Consider the following 15,117-nt stretch of genomic DNA (forward strand, 5'->3'; position numbering starts at 1 on the left):
CCTCAGCCTGCGACGAACCTCCACGGCAGCACGCCGGCCTCGAGGCGCCCTTGCTCCCAGGAGAAGTCACGACCGGTCTCGGTGTCGAGAACACGCGTCTGGAAGAGTTCCGCTACACCGCCGGACGACAGTGCCGCAGCGGCATCCGCGAACGCGGACAGGCGGTGCAGCGTGACCCACGTCGGTGGGTACAGCATCCACTCCCCCGCCCCGTGGCGCGCCAGTGCTTCCGTTGGCCGCGCCCAGGCCAACTCAGCGACCTCGTCCTCAGCAGGTGACGGCACCGCGTCCGACGCCGCGGCGAGGAAGAACCAGGTGCGGATGCGGGTGGGAGCCTCCATCGGCGGCTGCCACTCGGAGAGGACGACGAGATCGTCGACCACCAGCCCCACTTCCTCGAAGGTCTCCCGGATCGCGGCGCGGCGCGCGTCCTCGACGTCTCCTTCGCCGTCGCGTCGGTCCTCCGGCTCGACCTTGCCGCCCGGGAACACCCAGGCGCCTGGGAAGGATCCGCGGTCCGGTCGACGCAGCAGCAGCACCTCGAACCCGGGTTCCGCGGGCCGCAGCAGGACGACGGTGCCGGCGACGGGCAGGGAATCCTCGGGCGCAGTCATCCCGTCACTCTACGACGCGACGAGCTCAGAGACCTCGGGGCGACGCGCTTCGATGCGGTACGACAGCACGGCGATCAGGAGCCCGGCGACGGCGAGCGCTGCTCCGGTCCATGCCGGCGCGGTGAAGCCCCATCCGACGGCGATCACGACACCGCCCAGGAAGGCGCCGAGGCTGTTCCCGATGTTGAGCGCCGAGTGGTTCATCGCCGCCGCGATCGACTGGTTGTCCCCGGCCACGTCCATGAGACGCGTCTGGATGGTCGGGCTCAGCACCGAGGAGACGAATCCGACCACGAGCACCGTCAGCCCGAGGCTCACGATCCAGAACGACAGGAAGGCGAGCAGGGAGAACACGATCGCCATCGCCGCGAGTCCCCACAGCAGGGTGCGGCGCAGATCGATGTCGGCGAGGTGGCCGCCCACGAGGTTTCCGGCGGTCATGCCGAGCCCCATCAGCACGAGCACGATCGGGACCGCCCACTCGGGTGACCCCGCCACTTCCGTCACCAACGGCGCGATGTAGCTGTACACCGCGAAGAACCCGCCGAAGCCGATCGCGCCGATGCCGAGTGTGAACCACACCTGCGCCCGCCGGAACACCCGGAGCTCCTGACGCATCGTCCGCCCCGGATCGCCCGGGTGCGCGGGGACGAACAGGGCGATGCACAGCGTTGCGAGCGCGAACACCAGCGCCACGACGGCGAACGCCGCCCGCCACCCCCACTCCTGCCCGAGGAAGGTCCCCAGCGGCACCCCGATGACATTGGCGACCGTGAGGCCGGTGAGGATGAACGCCACGCCCTTGGCACGGTTTCCCGGACCCATGACATCGGCGGCGACGAGGGCTCCGATGCCGAAGTACGCACCGTGCGGCAGCCCGGCGAGGAATCGCGAGGCGGCGACGAGCTCGAAGGTCGGCAGCACCACCGTGAGGGCATTGAACACCGTGAGCGCGAGAGCGAGCACGATCATCACTCGATGACGCGGGTAGCGCGCCACGAAGCCGGCGATGGTCGGGGCGCCGATGACGACACCCAGCGCTTACAACGAGATCAGCCACCCCGTCTGGCTCAGCGCTTCTTCCGGACGGGTCGTCCAGAGCGCAGGCAGCAGGTCAGCGGCGATGTTGGGCAGCAGGCCCATGACCACGAACTCGGTCATGCCGATGCCGAAACTGCCGATGGCGAGAGAGAGGAGCGCCCACTTCGCCGCACCCCTCGATTCATTCGAGGGATTCACCGGATCAGCTTAGCGGCCGTCGGGGGGCACGACCGCCGGGACGCCTCGTTCTCGCGTCATGAACACGTCCACGTCGTCCTGCGAGTCGACGGTGAACCCGTGACGCTCGTAGAGGCTGCGCGCCGGACTGCCCTGGAGCACGTTGAGCCGGTACCGCCGGTCGTCGTCGAGGATCATCGCCAGGACCCGAGTGCCGACGCCCCTCCCCTGGTGCGAGGCGTCGAGGTAGAGGTGCTCCAGCCACGTGATGTCGCCGTCTGGACGGAGGGCGACAGACCCGACATCCACAGCGTCCACCACGATGATCCGCGTGTACGCCGGCTCGAACGCATCGCGGAAGCGTTGCCGGACACGCGTCGGGTCGTAGCGCCCCAGCCGCTCCAGGTCGGCGCGGAGCACGTCGGCGCGCAGCTCGGCGATCCACTCGGCGTCCTCGGCGAGCGCCGTCCGGAGAACGACCGATCCGAGCGGACGCGGATCAGTCACGGGGCTCCGCGGCAGCCGCCTCCCCGATCGCCGACTCCAACCGTTCGATCTTCGCGCCGAGCTCTCCGGAGTACCCGGGACGGATGTCGGCCTTGAGCACGAGCGAGACCCGTGACCCGAACGGCATCACCGCTTCGGTCGCGCGCTTGACGACGGCCATGACCGTGTCCCAGTCCGGACCCTCGATCTCGGTGAACATGCTCGTCGTCCGGTGCGGCAGCCCCGACTCGCGCACGACGCGCACGGCGGCCGCCACGGCGTCGTGCACGGAGGCGTCGGTGCGCTGCGCACCGTCGGCGGGGGTGCCACTCGGGGCGACGGAGAAGGCGATCAGCATGGGTTCACTCCTGGGGTTTCGGATGACGGGCGGGCACACGTGCGAGAGCACGGATGCTCAGGATGAGCAGGACGAGGAGAAGGCCGTTGCGCACCGTGAGGACGGCGACGGCGATGGCATCGGCACGCAGGAGTGCGTCGTAGCCGATCGGATAGACGAGGCAGGTGAGCAGGCAGAGCGCGAGGACGACGACGGCGGGAACGCGCGCTCTGACCCGATCGAGCACGAGCCAGAGGATCACCGGGGCGATCAGCCAGGTCTGGAACTGCGGCGAACCGACCTTGTTGGTGACGATCAGCAGCGTGACGAGCGTGAGGGCGAACGGAGGGAACAGCCGGGGGAAGGTCGCACCGCGCGCCGCTTTCCGCGCGCCCACCACCGTCACCGCGAGGACCGAGAGCGCCATCAGAGGTGTGAGCGCGGCGGCGACGGCGTCGACCCCGGGGGCCGTGATCTGGAAGGTGAGGATCTCGAAGCTGTACTCGATACGTGCGGCTCCGGCGACCGCGAGCCAGAGGAACGGCGTGGCGGCCACGGCCTCGATCTGCAGCCCCCGCCCAGTCTGCTCCGTCAGGAACCCGAAGATCTCGGTGTCCGCGCCGAGCAGGAACAGCGTCGCGACGACCCCGGTGGTGACGACCGCGGCAGCGAGGAGCACCCGCATCCTCGCGCGGAGCGCCACGACGGCCGCCAGGACCAGCGCCCCGGGCCAGATCTTGATCCAGGCGCCGATCGTGAGGAGGGCGGCACCGATCGTCGGCCGCGACACGAGCCAGAGCCCACCGATCACGGCGATCGGCACCGTGATCGCGTCGATCCGGTAGAGCGCGATGGGACCGAGCAGAAGGAGCGCCGCACACCAGAACCAGGCAGCCACACGACGTGCGCGCGACGGCGAACGGCCGACGAGCACACCGAAGGCGACGGCATCGAGGATGATCACGAGCGTCGCCCATCCGACCAGATACGCATGGGAGACGCCGAGCAGGAGTACGAGCGGCGCCGACAGGGCCGCAGCGATGAGCATCGGCACGAGGGCGAGCTGCGGGTAGACCCAGGTCTCGTCGATTCCGACGATCGGTCCCCCGCTGAGCGCCGACGTCGCCCAGGGCTCGTACACGAGCACGACATCGCCCATCGGCTGACTCGGATACACCCACCCGAGCCACGCCGTGAGCAGGTGCACGAGCAGGAACACGGCCCACAGCACGACCACCCTGCTGTTCGACGCGCGCCTCACGCGAGGACGTCCGCGATCGCGGGCGGCAACGCCGCGGCGACATCCAGCGCGACGATCGGATGCCCCGGGCTGCCGGCGGTCACGTCTGCGGCGATCCGTGCCGCGTGGCCGTGCACCCAGGCCCCCGCGGCGGCGATCTCTGCGAGCGGGGCATCGGGATTCGCGGCGGTCACCGCGCCGAGCACGCCGGCGAGCACGTCTCCGGTTCCCGCCGTCGCCAACCAGCCCGTCCCGGCCTCGATCGCGAAAGTCGTCCCGTCCGGGGCTGCGACCAGCGTGCGAGCGCCCTTGAGGAGCACGGTTCCGCCGATGTTCGCGGCGACCTGTCGGGCCCCTTCGGCGCGTTCGCCGCCTGGTTGCAGGCGCAGACGCTCCTGGAGCCGGGCGAACTCGCGTGCGTGCGGGGTGATGAGGAAGGGGGCGCGGGCGCCGGGGGCGAGATCCAGCGCTCCGGCATCGATGACGACCGGCACGGTCCCCGCGAGGATCTCCCGGAGCGCGACGCTCTCCGCGTCCGTCCGAAGGGCCGGATCCGTGCCGGATCCGATCACCCAGGCATCCACGCGGGAACGACCAGGGTCCGCTCCGACCACCGTCTCCGGGCGCCGGGCGAGCACGGCATCGGCCGCCCGCTCCTCCCCCACGTAGCGCACGAATCCTGCACCGGTCCGCCACGCGGCCTCGACACCGAGCACCGCGGCACCGGGATAAGCGGCCGATCCGGTGCGGAGCGCCACCACCCCGCGCGTGTACTTGTCGTCCTCTGCGGCGGGCGCGCGGAAGTACCGGGACGTATCGCTGCGTGTCCACTCGCGCACCTCGACCATGACTCCACGTTAGTGCGGCGCTCCGCGAGGCGCGTCGTCGCGGTAGCGTCGAACGGTGAGTCTTCTCTTCTCCCCGCTGAGCATCCGTTCCGTCACGTTCCGCAATCGCCTCTGGGTCTCGCCGATGTGCATGTACAGCGCCGTCGACGGGCTGGTGCAGGAGTGGCACCACACGCACCTCGCACAGTTCGCTTCAGGCGGCGCCGGACTGATCGTCGCGGAGGCGACCGCGGTGGTACCCGAGGGCCGTATCTCGCCGCGCGATGCGGGTCTCTGGAGCGACGAGCAGCGCGACGCCTGGGCGCCGATCGTCCGCGCTATCCACGACCGTGGGGCGTCCGCCGGGATCCAGCTCGCGCACGCGGGACGGAAGGCATCGACGTGGTGGCCGTGGGCACGGGAGCGGGGGTCGGTGCCGCCCGCCGAGGGAGGCTGGACGACAGTTGCGCCGTCGGCGATCGCCTTCGACGGCTTCGACGCGCCGGTCGCCCTCGACCTCGCCGGGATCGACCGCGTGGTCGAGGCCTTCGCCGACGCCGCGCGACGTGCTCTCGAGGCGGGCTTCGACGTGCTGGAGATCCACGGTGCGCACGGCTACCTGCTGCACCAGTTCCTGTCCCCCCTCTCGAACCGGCGAGACGACGAGTACGGCGGCTCGCTCGAGAACCGCGCGCGGCTCCTGCTGCGCGTCGTGGACGCTGTGCGCGAGGCTGCGGGTCCCGAGGTGCCGGTCTTCGTGCGGATCTCGGCCACCGACCACGCCGAAGGCGGTTTCGTCCCCGATGAGGCGTCCGCCGTCGCCGACTGGGCCACGCAGCGCGGAGCGGACCTGATCGACGTGTCGAGCGGCGGGCTCGTGGCCCATCAGCGGATCGAGGTGTTCCCCGGATACCAGGTCCCTCTCGCCGAGACCGTCCGCCGCGGAGGCCGCATCCCGGTCTCGGCGGTCGGGCTGATCACCGCATCCGCCCAGGCCGAGCAGGTGCTCGCCGACGGCGCGGCGGATGCGGTCTTCGCCGGCCGAGAGTGGCTTCGCGACCCGCACTTCGCGCTCCGCGCCGCACATGAACTCGGCGCCGAGGTCGCATGGCCACCCCAGTACGAACGCGCGCACTGGCGCTGAGCCCGGACGGAGACACGAAGGCCGCCGACTCCCCGGGGAGCCGGCGGCCTTCGTCCGTGTGATCGGGGTCAGCGTCCGCGGAAACGACGAGTCGCGTCCTGCACCTCTCCCACGAGCTCTTCGAGGATGTCCTCCAGGAACAGCACCGCGGTGGTGTTCCCCCGCGCGTCACGCACCTTCGCCAGGTGACGACCGGCGCGGCGCATGACCGCGAGGGCGTCCTCGAGATCCGTGTCCTCCTGGACGGGCACCATGTGGTGGATGCGCTTCGCCGGGACCGGTTCGATCATCTTGACCTCGGCATCGGGGCCCTCCGAGGCCCGGAGGATGTCCTTCAAGTGCACGTAGCCGATCGGCACGGACTCGTCGTCGACGATCACGTAGCGCGAGAACCCGTAGCGGGCGACCGCCTTCTCGATGTCGTCCGGCGTGGTCGACTGCGGAAGCGTGACCAGGTCGCTCAGGGGCACGGCGACGTCTCGCGCCTTCTTGTCGGTGAACTCGACGGCGGCCGCGACCGTTCCCGCGGTGTCCATGAGCAGGCCCTCACGCCGCGACTGGCTGACGATGGTGGCGACCTCGTCGAGGGTGAAGGTCGATGCCGCCTCATTCTTCGGCTCCACCCGGAACAGCCGCAGCACGCCGTTCGCCGTCGCGTTGAGCACCCAGATCACGGGCATGAACACTTTCGACACCCACACGAGGGGCGGGGCGAGGATGAGCACGGCACGGTCCGGCACCGAGAACGCGAGGTTCTTCGGCACCATCTCGCCGAACACCACATGAAGGAACGACACGATCAGCAGCGCGATGGCGAAGGACACCGCGTCGACAGCGCCGTCCGGCCAGCCGAGGGCATGCAGCGGCACGGCCAGCAGGTGGTGGATCGCGGGCTCGGAGACGTTCAGGATGAGCAGCGAGCAGATCGTGATGCCGAGCTGCGAGGTCGCGAGCATCAGCGTCGCATGCTCCATCGCGTACAGCGCCGTCTTGGCCGCGCGCGATCCCTGATCGGCGCGGGGCTCGATCTGCGACCGCCGCGCGGAGATCACGGCGAACTCGCCGCCGACGAAGAAGGCGTTCGCGACGAGAAGCACGACGAGCCAGGCGAGTCCTGCCCAATCGTTCATCGGGTGGCCCCCTCTCCCTCGACGAGCGGACTCGGCACGTAGCGGACGCGATCGACGCGTCGGCCGTCCATGCGCACGACCCGGAGCGTGCCGCTGTCGAGCGGAACCTCGTCGCCGACCGAGGGCACGCGCTCGAGCACGCTCATGACGTATCCGCCGACGGTGTCGTAGACGTCGCCCTCCGGAACCTCGACCCCGGCGCGACGACGCAGCTCATCGGGCCGCAACTCGCCGGGGAAGGTGATGCCCTCACGGTTGCGGATCACTCCGGCCCGAGTGCGGTCGTGCTCATCGGCGACCTCGCCCACCAGCTCCTCGACGAGGTCCTCGAGCGTCACGAGCCCTGCCGTTCCGCCGTACTCGTCGACGACGACGGCCAGTTGGTAGCCGCGTGCCCGGAGCTCGGAGATCAGGGCGTCGACGTGGACCGTCTCCGGAACACGGAGGGGCTCGGTCGCCAGCGCGCCGACAGGCACCTCCGCACGGCGCTCGCGCGGCACGGAGATGGCAGCTTTCAGATGCACGACGCCCATGATGTCGTCGAGGTCGTCGTCGTAGACCGGGAACCGGCTGTGCCCGGTGCGGCGGGCGAGCTGGATGACATCGTCGGTGGAGTCACCGGCGGCGATCGCGTGCATGCTCGGGCGGGCGGTCATCACATCGGCCGCGGTGAGTCGGGAGAACGTCAGAGTGCGGTCGAGGAGCGTGGCCGTGTCGGCCTCGAGCATGCCCGCGCTGGCGGAGCGCCGGACCAGCGAGGAGAGCTCCTCCGCACTCCGCGCGCCGGAGAGCTCCTCTTTCGGCTCGATCCCCATGCTGCGCAGCACGCCGTTGGCGCTGCCGTTGAGCACGACCACGGCCGGCTTGAAGACCGTGGTGAATGCGATCTGGAAGGGGACCACGAGCTTCGCGGTGGCGAGGGGAAGAGCGAGCGCGAAGTTCTTCGGCACCAGCTCACCGAGGATCATCGAGAGCACGGTGGCGATGAACATCGCCACGATGGTCGCGATGGGCGAGACGGCGGCTTCCGGAATGCGCCAGGCCAGAAGCGTCGGCCGGAGGAGGTTCGACAGCGCCGGCTCCATCGTGTAACCGGTCAGCAGCGTCGTCAGCGTGATGCCGAGCTGGGCCGCGGAGAGATGGGTCGACGTGTGCTTGAGGGCACTGATCGTGAGCGAGAGCCGGGACTCCCCCCGAGCCTGACGCGCTTCGAGGTCGGCGCGGTCGAGATTGACCAGCGCGAACTCGCTCGCGACGAAGAGGCCGGTGCCGACCGTGAGCAGGAGCCCCACGCCCAACATGATGTAGTCCATCAGAGGTTCCTCTCCGAGGAGAGAGGCGGACAGTGGGGCGATGTTCTACAACTGGGAGGGTCGTCCATTATGGGGACGATTGTATCGAATGAGGACGGGCTCGCGCTCGCGCTCACCAACTGACCGGCAGCGCCTTGCCCTCTTCGTATCCCGCTGCCGACTGGAGGCCGACGAGCGCACGGTCGTGGAACTCGGGCACGGTCGACGCTCCCGCGTAGGTGAACGACGAACGTACGCCCGAGGTGATCATGTCCAGCAGGTCCTCCACGCCGGGCCGCAGGGGGTCGAGGTAGATCTTCGACGAGGAGATGCCCTCGGCGAAGAGCTCCTTGCGCGCACGCTCGTACGCGTCGAGCCGGCCGAACCGCGCCTGCACCGCCTTGGTCGACGCCATGCCCCAGGACTCCTTGAAAAGACGCCCGTCGCCCTCGTGCTGCAGCTCCCCCGGAGCCTCGATGGTTCCCGCGAACCAGGAGCCGACCATGACGGAGGCCGCACCGGCGGCAAGCGCCAGCGCGACGTCGCGGGGGTATCGCACCCCGCCGTCGGCCCAGACATGTGCGCCGAGCTCCCGTGCGGCCTGCGCGGTCTCGAGGACCGCCGAGAACTGCGGTCGACCGACCGCCGTCATCATGCGGGTCGTGCACATGGCCCCGGGCCCGACACCGACCTTGAGGATCGAGGCGCCCGCGTCGACCAGGTCGGCGACGCCGTCGGCGGTGACGATGTTCCCCGCCACGATCGGGAGCCCCAGGTCGAGATCGGCGACCGCGCGAAGCGCCCGCAGCATGCCTTCCTGGTGTCCGTGTGCCGTGTCGACGACGAGCACGTCGACGCCTGCTCCGGCGAGTGCCCTCGCCTTGGCGGCGACGTCGCCGTTGATGCCGACGGCCGCGGCCACCGCCAGACGACCGTCAGCGTCGAGCGCCGGCCGGTAGAGAGTGGACCGCAAGGCGCTGCGTGCGCTCAGAGTGCCCACGAGGTGACCGTGGTGGATCACCGTCACCATCTCGACACCGGCGTCGGTGATGACGTCGAACGCGTGCCGCTCCGAACCGATGTCGTCGGCATCGATCGACGGCGTACCCCGATGGACGAGGTCGCCCAGTTGCGCATCCGGCAGCGCCGTGGCGAGTCGGACTGCGGGGAGGATGCCGACGATGCGCCCCACGTCGATCGGTGCGTCGCCGCGGGCCACGACGATCCCGTGTCCGCTCGTCGCCGGAAGCAGGCGGAGCGCATCGGCGACGGACGCTTCCGGCGGCAGCACGATCGGGGTGTCCCAGAGGACCGGCTGCGCCTTCACCTCGCGAATCGCGGAGTCGAGATCCTGCAACGGCAGGTCCTGCGGAAGAACACCGAGAGCGCCGCGTCGCGCGAGCACCGCCGCGATGCGCGGACCCGTCACGGAGTTCATGTTGGCGGCGACGATGGGCAGGGTCGCGGGGGTGCCGTCCAGGGGCGCCAGATCGACCTGGAGGCGGCTGCTCACCGCGGATCGGCGCGGCACGAGGAAGACGTCCGAATAGGTCAGATCGACGGCCGGCTGCGCTCCTGAGAATTCCATGTCTCCACGGTACCCAGATCCCCTCGCCACGGGCGCATGGCTTCGACGAATCCCCGAGCGAAACACGTTAGGCTTGTTGGTCGAGAGCGTGCGGGCCCGAACGCATCCTGCGACGACGTCCGCACCAGAGAGCTTCAGCGATGAAAGAGGGCGATCGAGCGTGTCGAACCAGGTGACCGGCGTCAACGGCGACGGGGGGTTCGGAGCCAATTCCTGGCTCGTTGAAGAGCTCTACGAGCAGTTCAAGGTGGACCGCGACTCCGTCGACAAGGAGTGGTGGCCGATCCTGGAGAAGTACCACTCCGACGCGGCGTCCGCGGCTCCTTCCACGGGCACGGCGACGGCTGCTGCGCAGGCACATCCCGTCACCGCCCCGATCCCCGTGATCGGCTCGCAGCCCGTGGCACGTACCACGGCCAAGCCGGCCGCGACGGCGCCGATCCCCGCCCAGGCTCCCAAGCCCGCGCCGAAGCCCGAGGCGAAGGACACCACGGACGTCGTCGAAGAGGACAAGGTCACCCCTCTGCGCGGCCTGCCGAAGACGTTGGCCGCCAACATGGACGAGTCCCTGACCGTCCCGACCGCGACCAGCGTGCGCACCGTGCCGGCGAAGCTGATGATCGACAACCGCATCGTCATCAACAACCACATGTCACGCACCCGTGGCGGCAAGATCAGCTTCACCCACCTCATCGGCTGGGCTCTCATCCGCACGCTCGACGAGTTCCGCAGCCAGAACGTGTTCTATGCCGAGGTCGACGGCAAGCCCTCCGTCGTCGCCCCGGCCCACGTCAACCTCGGCATCGCGATCGACCTGCCCAAGCCCGACGGCACGCGCGCTCTCATGGTGCCCAGCATCAAGCGCGCCGACACCATGTCGTTCACCGAATACCTCTCCGCCTATGAAGACCTGGTCACGCGCGCCCGCGGGAACAAGCTGACCGCGGGCGATTTCCAGGGCACCACGGTCTCCCTCACCAACCCCGGCGGTATCGGCACCGTGCACTCCGTGCCTCGCCTGATGAAGGGCCAGGGCTGCATCATCGGAGCCGGTGCCCTCGAGTACCCGGCCGAGTTCCAGGGCGCCAGCGAGAAGACCCTCAACGAGCTCGCGATCGGCAAGACCATCACGCTCACCAGCACCTACGACCACCGCGTCATCCAGGGTGCGGGGTCCGGCGAGTTCCTCAAGAAGGTGCACGAGCTGCTCATCGGCCAGCGCGGCTTCTACGACGACATCTTCGCCGCGCTGCGCATCCCCTACGCCCCGATCCGCTGGAACCCCGACATCGCGGTGGACCTCGCCGAGCGCGTCGACAAGCAGTCCCGCGTGCAGGAGCTGATCAACTCGTTCCGCGTGCGCGGTCATCTGATGGCCGACATCGACCCGCTCGAATACGTGCAGCGCTCGCACCCCGACCTCGAGATCGAGAGCCACGGCCTCACGTTCTGGGACCTGGACCGCGAGTTCGTCACCGGAGGGTTCGGCGGTCGCCGCGTCGCGAAGCTCCGCGACATCCTCGGTGTGCTCCGCGACTCGTACTGCCGCACCCTCGGCATCGAGTACATGCACATCCAGGATCCGGAGCAGCGCCGCTGGTTCCAGGAGAAGGTCGAGGTCAAGTACCAGAAGCCCGGCCACGACGAGCAGCTGCGGGTTCTCCGCAAGCTCAACGAGGCCGAAGCGTTCGAGACCTTCCTGCAGACGAAGTTCGTGGGTCAGAAGCGCTTCTCCCTCGAGGGCGGGGAGTCTCTGATCCCGCTCCTCGACGAGATCCTCCAGGGCGCAGCCACCGCCGGGCTCGAGGGCGCGGCCATCGGCATGGCCCACCGTGGCCGACTCAACGTGCTCACCAACATCGCCGGCAAGACGTACGGTCAGGTGTTCCGTGAGTTCGAAGGCACGCAGACCCCCGGCAACCAGCGCGGCTCCGGCGATGTGAAGTACCACCTCGGCACCGAGGGAACCTTCGTCGCCGATGACGAGTCCGAGCTTCCGGTCTACCTCGCCGCCAACCCGTCGCACCTCGAGACGGTCGACGGGGTGCTGGAGGGCATCGTCCGCGCCAAGCAGGACCGCAAGCCGATCGGCACCTTCGCGTGGCTGCCGATCCTCGTGCACGGCGACGCCGCCTTCGCGGGCCAGGGCGTCGTGGTCGAGACACTGCAGATGTCGCAGCTGCGCGGCTACCGCACGGGTGGCACGATCCACGTCGTCGTGAACAACCAGGTCGGCTTCACCACCACCCCGAACGACGGTCGCACCTCGATCTACTCGACCGATGTGGCCAAGACGATCCAGGCGCCGGTGTTCCATGTGAACGGCGACGACCCCGAGGCCGTCATCCACGTCGCCCAGCTCGCGTTCGAGTATCGCGAGCGTTTCCACCGCGACGTCGTGATCGACCTCGTCTGCTACCGCCGACGCGGCCACAACGAGGGTGACGACCCCTCGATGACGCAGCCGCTCATGACCGACCTCATCCAGGCCAAGCGCTCGGTGCGCCGCCTGTACACGGAGTCGCTCGTCGGTCGTGGCGACATCACGGAGCAGGAGTACGACGAGGCCAAGGCGGACTTCCAGAACCGTCTGGAGATCGCCTTCGCCGAGACGCACGCAGCCGAGACCGGCGCCCTGGACGTGACCCCGGACGCCCCGCCCGTCGATGACACGGTCGGTGCTCCGGACGTGACGGGTGTGCCGAGCGAGGTCATCCAGCTGATCGGTGACGCGTTCGTGAACAAGCCCGGCGGCTTCACGGTGCACCCGAAGATCCAGCAGCTGCTGGAGAAGCGTCTCGACATGAGCCGCAACGGAGGCATCGACTGGGGCTTCGGAGAGCTGTTGGCCTTCGGCTCCCTGCTCGTCGAGGGCACTCCGGTGCGACTCGCGGGCCAGGATGCGCGTCGCGGCACCTTCGTGCAGCGGCATGCGACCCTGCACGACCGCGCGAACGGCCAGGAGTGGCTGCCGCTGTCGAACCTGTCGGACGCCCAGGGCCGCTTCTTCGTCTACGACTCGCTGCTGAGCGAGTACGCCGCCCTCGGGTTCGAGTACGGCTACTCGGTGGAGGCGCCGGAAGCCCTCGTCCTGTGGGAAGCACAGTTCGGCGACTTCGTGAACGGTGCTCAGTCGGTCATCGACGAGTACATCTCGGCAGCCGAGCAGAAGTGGGGCCAGCAGTCCAGCGTGACCCTGCTCCTCCCCCACGGCTACGAGGGCCAGGGCCCCGACCACTCCTCGGCGCGGATCGAGCGTTTCCTGCAGCTGTGCGCGCAGGAGAACATGATCGTCTCCCGTCCGTCGACGCCCGCGTCGTACTTCCACCTCCTGCGGCGCCAGGCGTACGCCCGTCCGCGCAAGCCGCTGATCGTCTTCACTCCGAAGGCGATGCTGCGCCTGCGGGGCGCGACGAGCCCGGTCGAGGCCTTCACCCAGGGTCGGTTCGAACCGGTCATCGACGACGACCGCGGTCTCGACCGCGCTGCCGTCAAGCGCGTGCTCGTGCACTCGGGCAAGGTGCACTGGGATCTGCGCGCCGAGCTCGAGAAGAACCCGAACCCCGAGGTCGCGCTCGTCCGGCTCGAGCAGCTGTACCCGACGCCGATCGACGAGCTCAAGACGATCACCGATTCCTACCCCGGCGCCGAGCTCGTGTGGGTCCAGGAGGAGCCGGAGAACCAGGGCGCCTGGCCGTTCCTCGCGCTCGCCTTCGCGGACGTCCCGGGAGACCGGTCGTTCCGTCCCGTCTCGCGCCCCGCGTCCGCCTCGCCGGCGACGGGCTCGTCGAAGGTGCACGCGGCCGAGCAGGCCGAACTGATCCACGAGGCCGTCACGCTCGACTGATCCGCAGACGAGGACGGGCGCCGCGACTTCGGTCGCGGCGCCCGTCCTCGTTTCCGTCCAGCTCCGGTCAGTACCAGATGTCGAGCGAGGGCGACGGGAACGCGACCAGCGCCTTGTCGAAGGCGTCGATCGCGGCACGATCCCCGGTGAGACGGCCGGCACCGTGCAACGAGGACGCCCGAACCCCACCGGCGTAGAGCGACGACAGCGCTGAGACGTCGAGCTCGATGTCGGCGGAGCCTCCGTGCGCCTCCTCGACGGTGGCGATGCCCGACTCGTCCACGCGCAGCCGCCAGTCGCCGGCGGTGAATCCCAACGGGTCCTCGACCCGCAGGACCGTGTCGAGCGGTGCCGAATAGCCCCGCGCGGTGAGGGCGGCCGGGAGGTCGAGGATGCGCAGCCAGCCGTGGTCATGCACCTCCTGCTTCACGCCACGCGGATCGGCGACGAGCCACGGCAGCGGGTCATCCAGCGGACGGAGGTCGGCGACGACCTCGTCGACCAGATCGTGCTGCAGCACGAAGCGCCAGAGCGCGGTGCGTGCATCGGCCGTCTCGGCGACGAGCAGACGCACGTCCATCCGGAACCGGAAGGTGCCGCTCGCCTCGCTCACCGTGTACGCCAGGACGCCGCGGAGCACTCCGTCCTCGTCGAGGTAGCGCACTCCCCTGGCCTGGTCCCGATCCGGTGTCGGCGCGACTCCCGAGTACCCTTCCCATCGGCCCTGCCAGCCCGGGATCTGCCCGGGGACCTGTCGACGCGCACGCTCGTGCACGGTCCCGAGGTCGGCGGCCAGCGTGTCGCGATCGACATACTCGAGGCGCCCGGGGGGCGTCGCACCGCCCCATCCCGCACGCCGCGTGTTCACGGTCAGCCGTGCGACCGGTATCGCGGAGCCGAAGCCGTAGCGCCCGTAGATCGTCGCCTCGGAGACGGTGAGGCCCGCGACGGGAACGCCGGCCGATGCTGCGGCTCGCAACTCGCCCTCCAGCAGAGCCCGCGCGATCCCGCGGCGCCGGTGCGTCGCCGCGACGGTGACCGCGCTGATCGCCCACATGTCGATCTCGCCGCCGCCCGGGAGCGTGAGCGGCGTGATCCAGGCGTTCGTGGTCGCGATCGGAAGCGTCGCATCCGTCGCGTCGGGCTCGAACACGCCGATGTTGCGCCGAGCCGCGAAGGTCTTGGTGACCTGGGCGATCATGTCGCCCGTCGGCTCGGCTCCCAGGAACCCGCGGTCCACCGCGCGTTGGAATGCCGCCGAACGGGTGTCGTCCGACAGATCGACGACCCGGTATTCGAGCCCGGAGGTCGCCAGGCGTTCAGTCGAAGTGGGGTCTGCGGTCACGTCCCGCGCATCGATGGAGCTCATCCATCCACACTACCGAGGCGGTCGG

13 protein-coding genes are annotated in these 15,117 nt (G+C 69.6%); 2 read left to right on the forward strand and 11 right to left on the reverse strand.

What is annotated here, in order from left to right; all coding sequences use genetic code 11:
• Nucleotides 1–2 precede the first annotated feature (2 nt).
• The 7 genes from E0W80_RS09125 to E0W80_RS09150 are packed head-to-tail and all read right to left on the reverse strand — an operon-like array spanning nt 3 to nt 4,743.
• Complete coding sequence (locus tag E0W80_RS09125; RefSeq protein ID WP_131492194.1) at nt 3–614, reverse strand: NUDIX domain-containing protein; 612 nt, start codon at nt 612–614, stop codon at nt 3–5.
• 9 nt (nt 615–623) lie between these two features.
• Nucleotides 624–1,652, reverse strand: coding sequence for an MFS transporter (locus E0W80_RS09130; protein WP_346559377.1), 1,029 nt, complete (start codon nt 1,650–1,652; stop codon nt 624–626).
• A gap of 3 nt (nt 1,653–1,655) precedes the next feature.
• Nucleotides 1,656–1,853 (reverse strand): hypothetical protein, encoded by a 198-nt coding sequence (locus E0W80_RS19365; RefSeq protein ID WP_240740498.1) that lies wholly within the window; start codon nt 1,851–1,853, stop codon nt 1,656–1,658.
• A gap of 9 nt (nt 1,854–1,862) precedes the next feature.
• The gene (locus E0W80_RS09135; RefSeq protein ID WP_047524377.1) at nt 1,863–2,339 is read right to left on the reverse strand and encodes a GNAT family N-acetyltransferase; all 477 of its coding nucleotides are present in this window, start codon (nt 2,337–2,339) and stop codon (nt 1,863–1,865) included.
• Nucleotides 2,332–2,676 carry a thiamine-binding protein gene (locus E0W80_RS09140; protein WP_131492195.1) on the reverse strand — a complete coding sequence of 115 codons (345 nt, stop codon included), beginning with the start codon at nt 2,674–2,676 and terminating at the stop codon, nt 2,332–2,334. The genes E0W80_RS09135 and E0W80_RS09140 overlap by 8 nt, the downstream gene beginning before the upstream one ends.
• Nucleotides 2,677–2,680: 4 nt before the next feature.
• Nucleotides 2,681–3,916 carry a hypothetical protein gene (locus tag E0W80_RS09145; RefSeq protein WP_227991578.1) on the reverse strand — a complete coding sequence of 412 codons (1,236 nt, stop codon included), beginning with the start codon at nt 3,914–3,916 and terminating at the stop codon, nt 2,681–2,683.
• Nucleotides 3,913–4,743, reverse strand: a complete 831-nt coding sequence (locus E0W80_RS09150; RefSeq protein ID WP_131492196.1) for an NAD(P)H-hydrate dehydratase — start codon at nt 4,741–4,743, stop codon at nt 3,913–3,915. The genes E0W80_RS09145 and E0W80_RS09150 overlap by 4 nt, the downstream gene beginning before the upstream one ends.
• Nucleotides 4,744–4,798: 55 nt before the next feature.
• Here E0W80_RS09150 and E0W80_RS09155 point away from each other — a divergent pair, with 55 nt between their 5' ends.
• Complete coding sequence (locus tag E0W80_RS09155; RefSeq protein ID WP_131492197.1) at nt 4,799–5,866, forward strand: NADH:flavin oxidoreductase/NADH oxidase; 1,068 nt, start codon at nt 4,799–4,801, stop codon at nt 5,864–5,866.
• Nucleotides 5,867–5,934: 68 nt separating this feature from the next.
• Here E0W80_RS09155 and E0W80_RS09160 read toward each other — a convergent pair whose 3' ends face one another.
• From E0W80_RS09160 to E0W80_RS09170, 3 genes are all read right to left on the reverse strand, one after another.
• Nucleotides 5,935–6,996, reverse strand: a complete 1,062-nt coding sequence (locus tag E0W80_RS09160; RefSeq protein ID WP_047524382.1) for a hemolysin family protein — start codon at nt 6,994–6,996, stop codon at nt 5,935–5,937.
• Entirely contained in the window at nt 6,993–8,309 is a 1,317-nt protein-coding gene (locus E0W80_RS09165) for a hemolysin family protein (RefSeq protein WP_131492198.1), read from the reverse strand. Before E0W80_RS09165 ends, E0W80_RS09160 begins: the two co-directional genes overlap by 4 nt.
• 112 nt (nt 8,310–8,421) lie before the next feature.
• Nucleotides 8,422–9,876 (reverse strand): GuaB1 family IMP dehydrogenase-related protein, encoded by a 1,455-nt coding sequence (locus E0W80_RS09170; RefSeq protein WP_131492199.1) that lies wholly within the window; start codon nt 9,874–9,876, stop codon nt 8,422–8,424.
• Between the two features lie 160 nt (nt 9,877–10,036).
• On the opposite strand from E0W80_RS09170, the gene E0W80_RS09175 reads away from it, so the two are divergent.
• Nucleotides 10,037–13,723 carry a multifunctional oxoglutarate decarboxylase/oxoglutarate dehydrogenase thiamine pyrophosphate-binding subunit/dihydrolipoyllysine-residue succinyltransferase subunit gene (locus E0W80_RS09175; RefSeq protein WP_131492200.1) on the forward strand — a complete coding sequence of 1,229 codons (3,687 nt, stop codon included), beginning with the start codon at nt 10,037–10,039 and terminating at the stop codon, nt 13,721–13,723.
• Nucleotides 13,724–13,790: 67 nt separating this feature from the next.
• Here the strand turns inward: E0W80_RS09175 and E0W80_RS09180 are convergent, their stop codons facing one another.
• Entirely contained in the window at nt 13,791–15,092 is a 1,302-nt protein-coding gene (locus E0W80_RS09180; RefSeq protein WP_131492201.1) for a GNAT family N-acetyltransferase, read from the reverse strand.
• Between the last annotated feature and the right edge of the window lie 25 nt (nt 15,093–15,117).

The organism is Microbacterium sp. PI-1 (assembly GCF_004337555.1).
GTDB lineage: Bacteria > Actinomycetota > Actinomycetes > Actinomycetales > Microbacteriaceae > Microbacterium > Microbacterium aurugineum.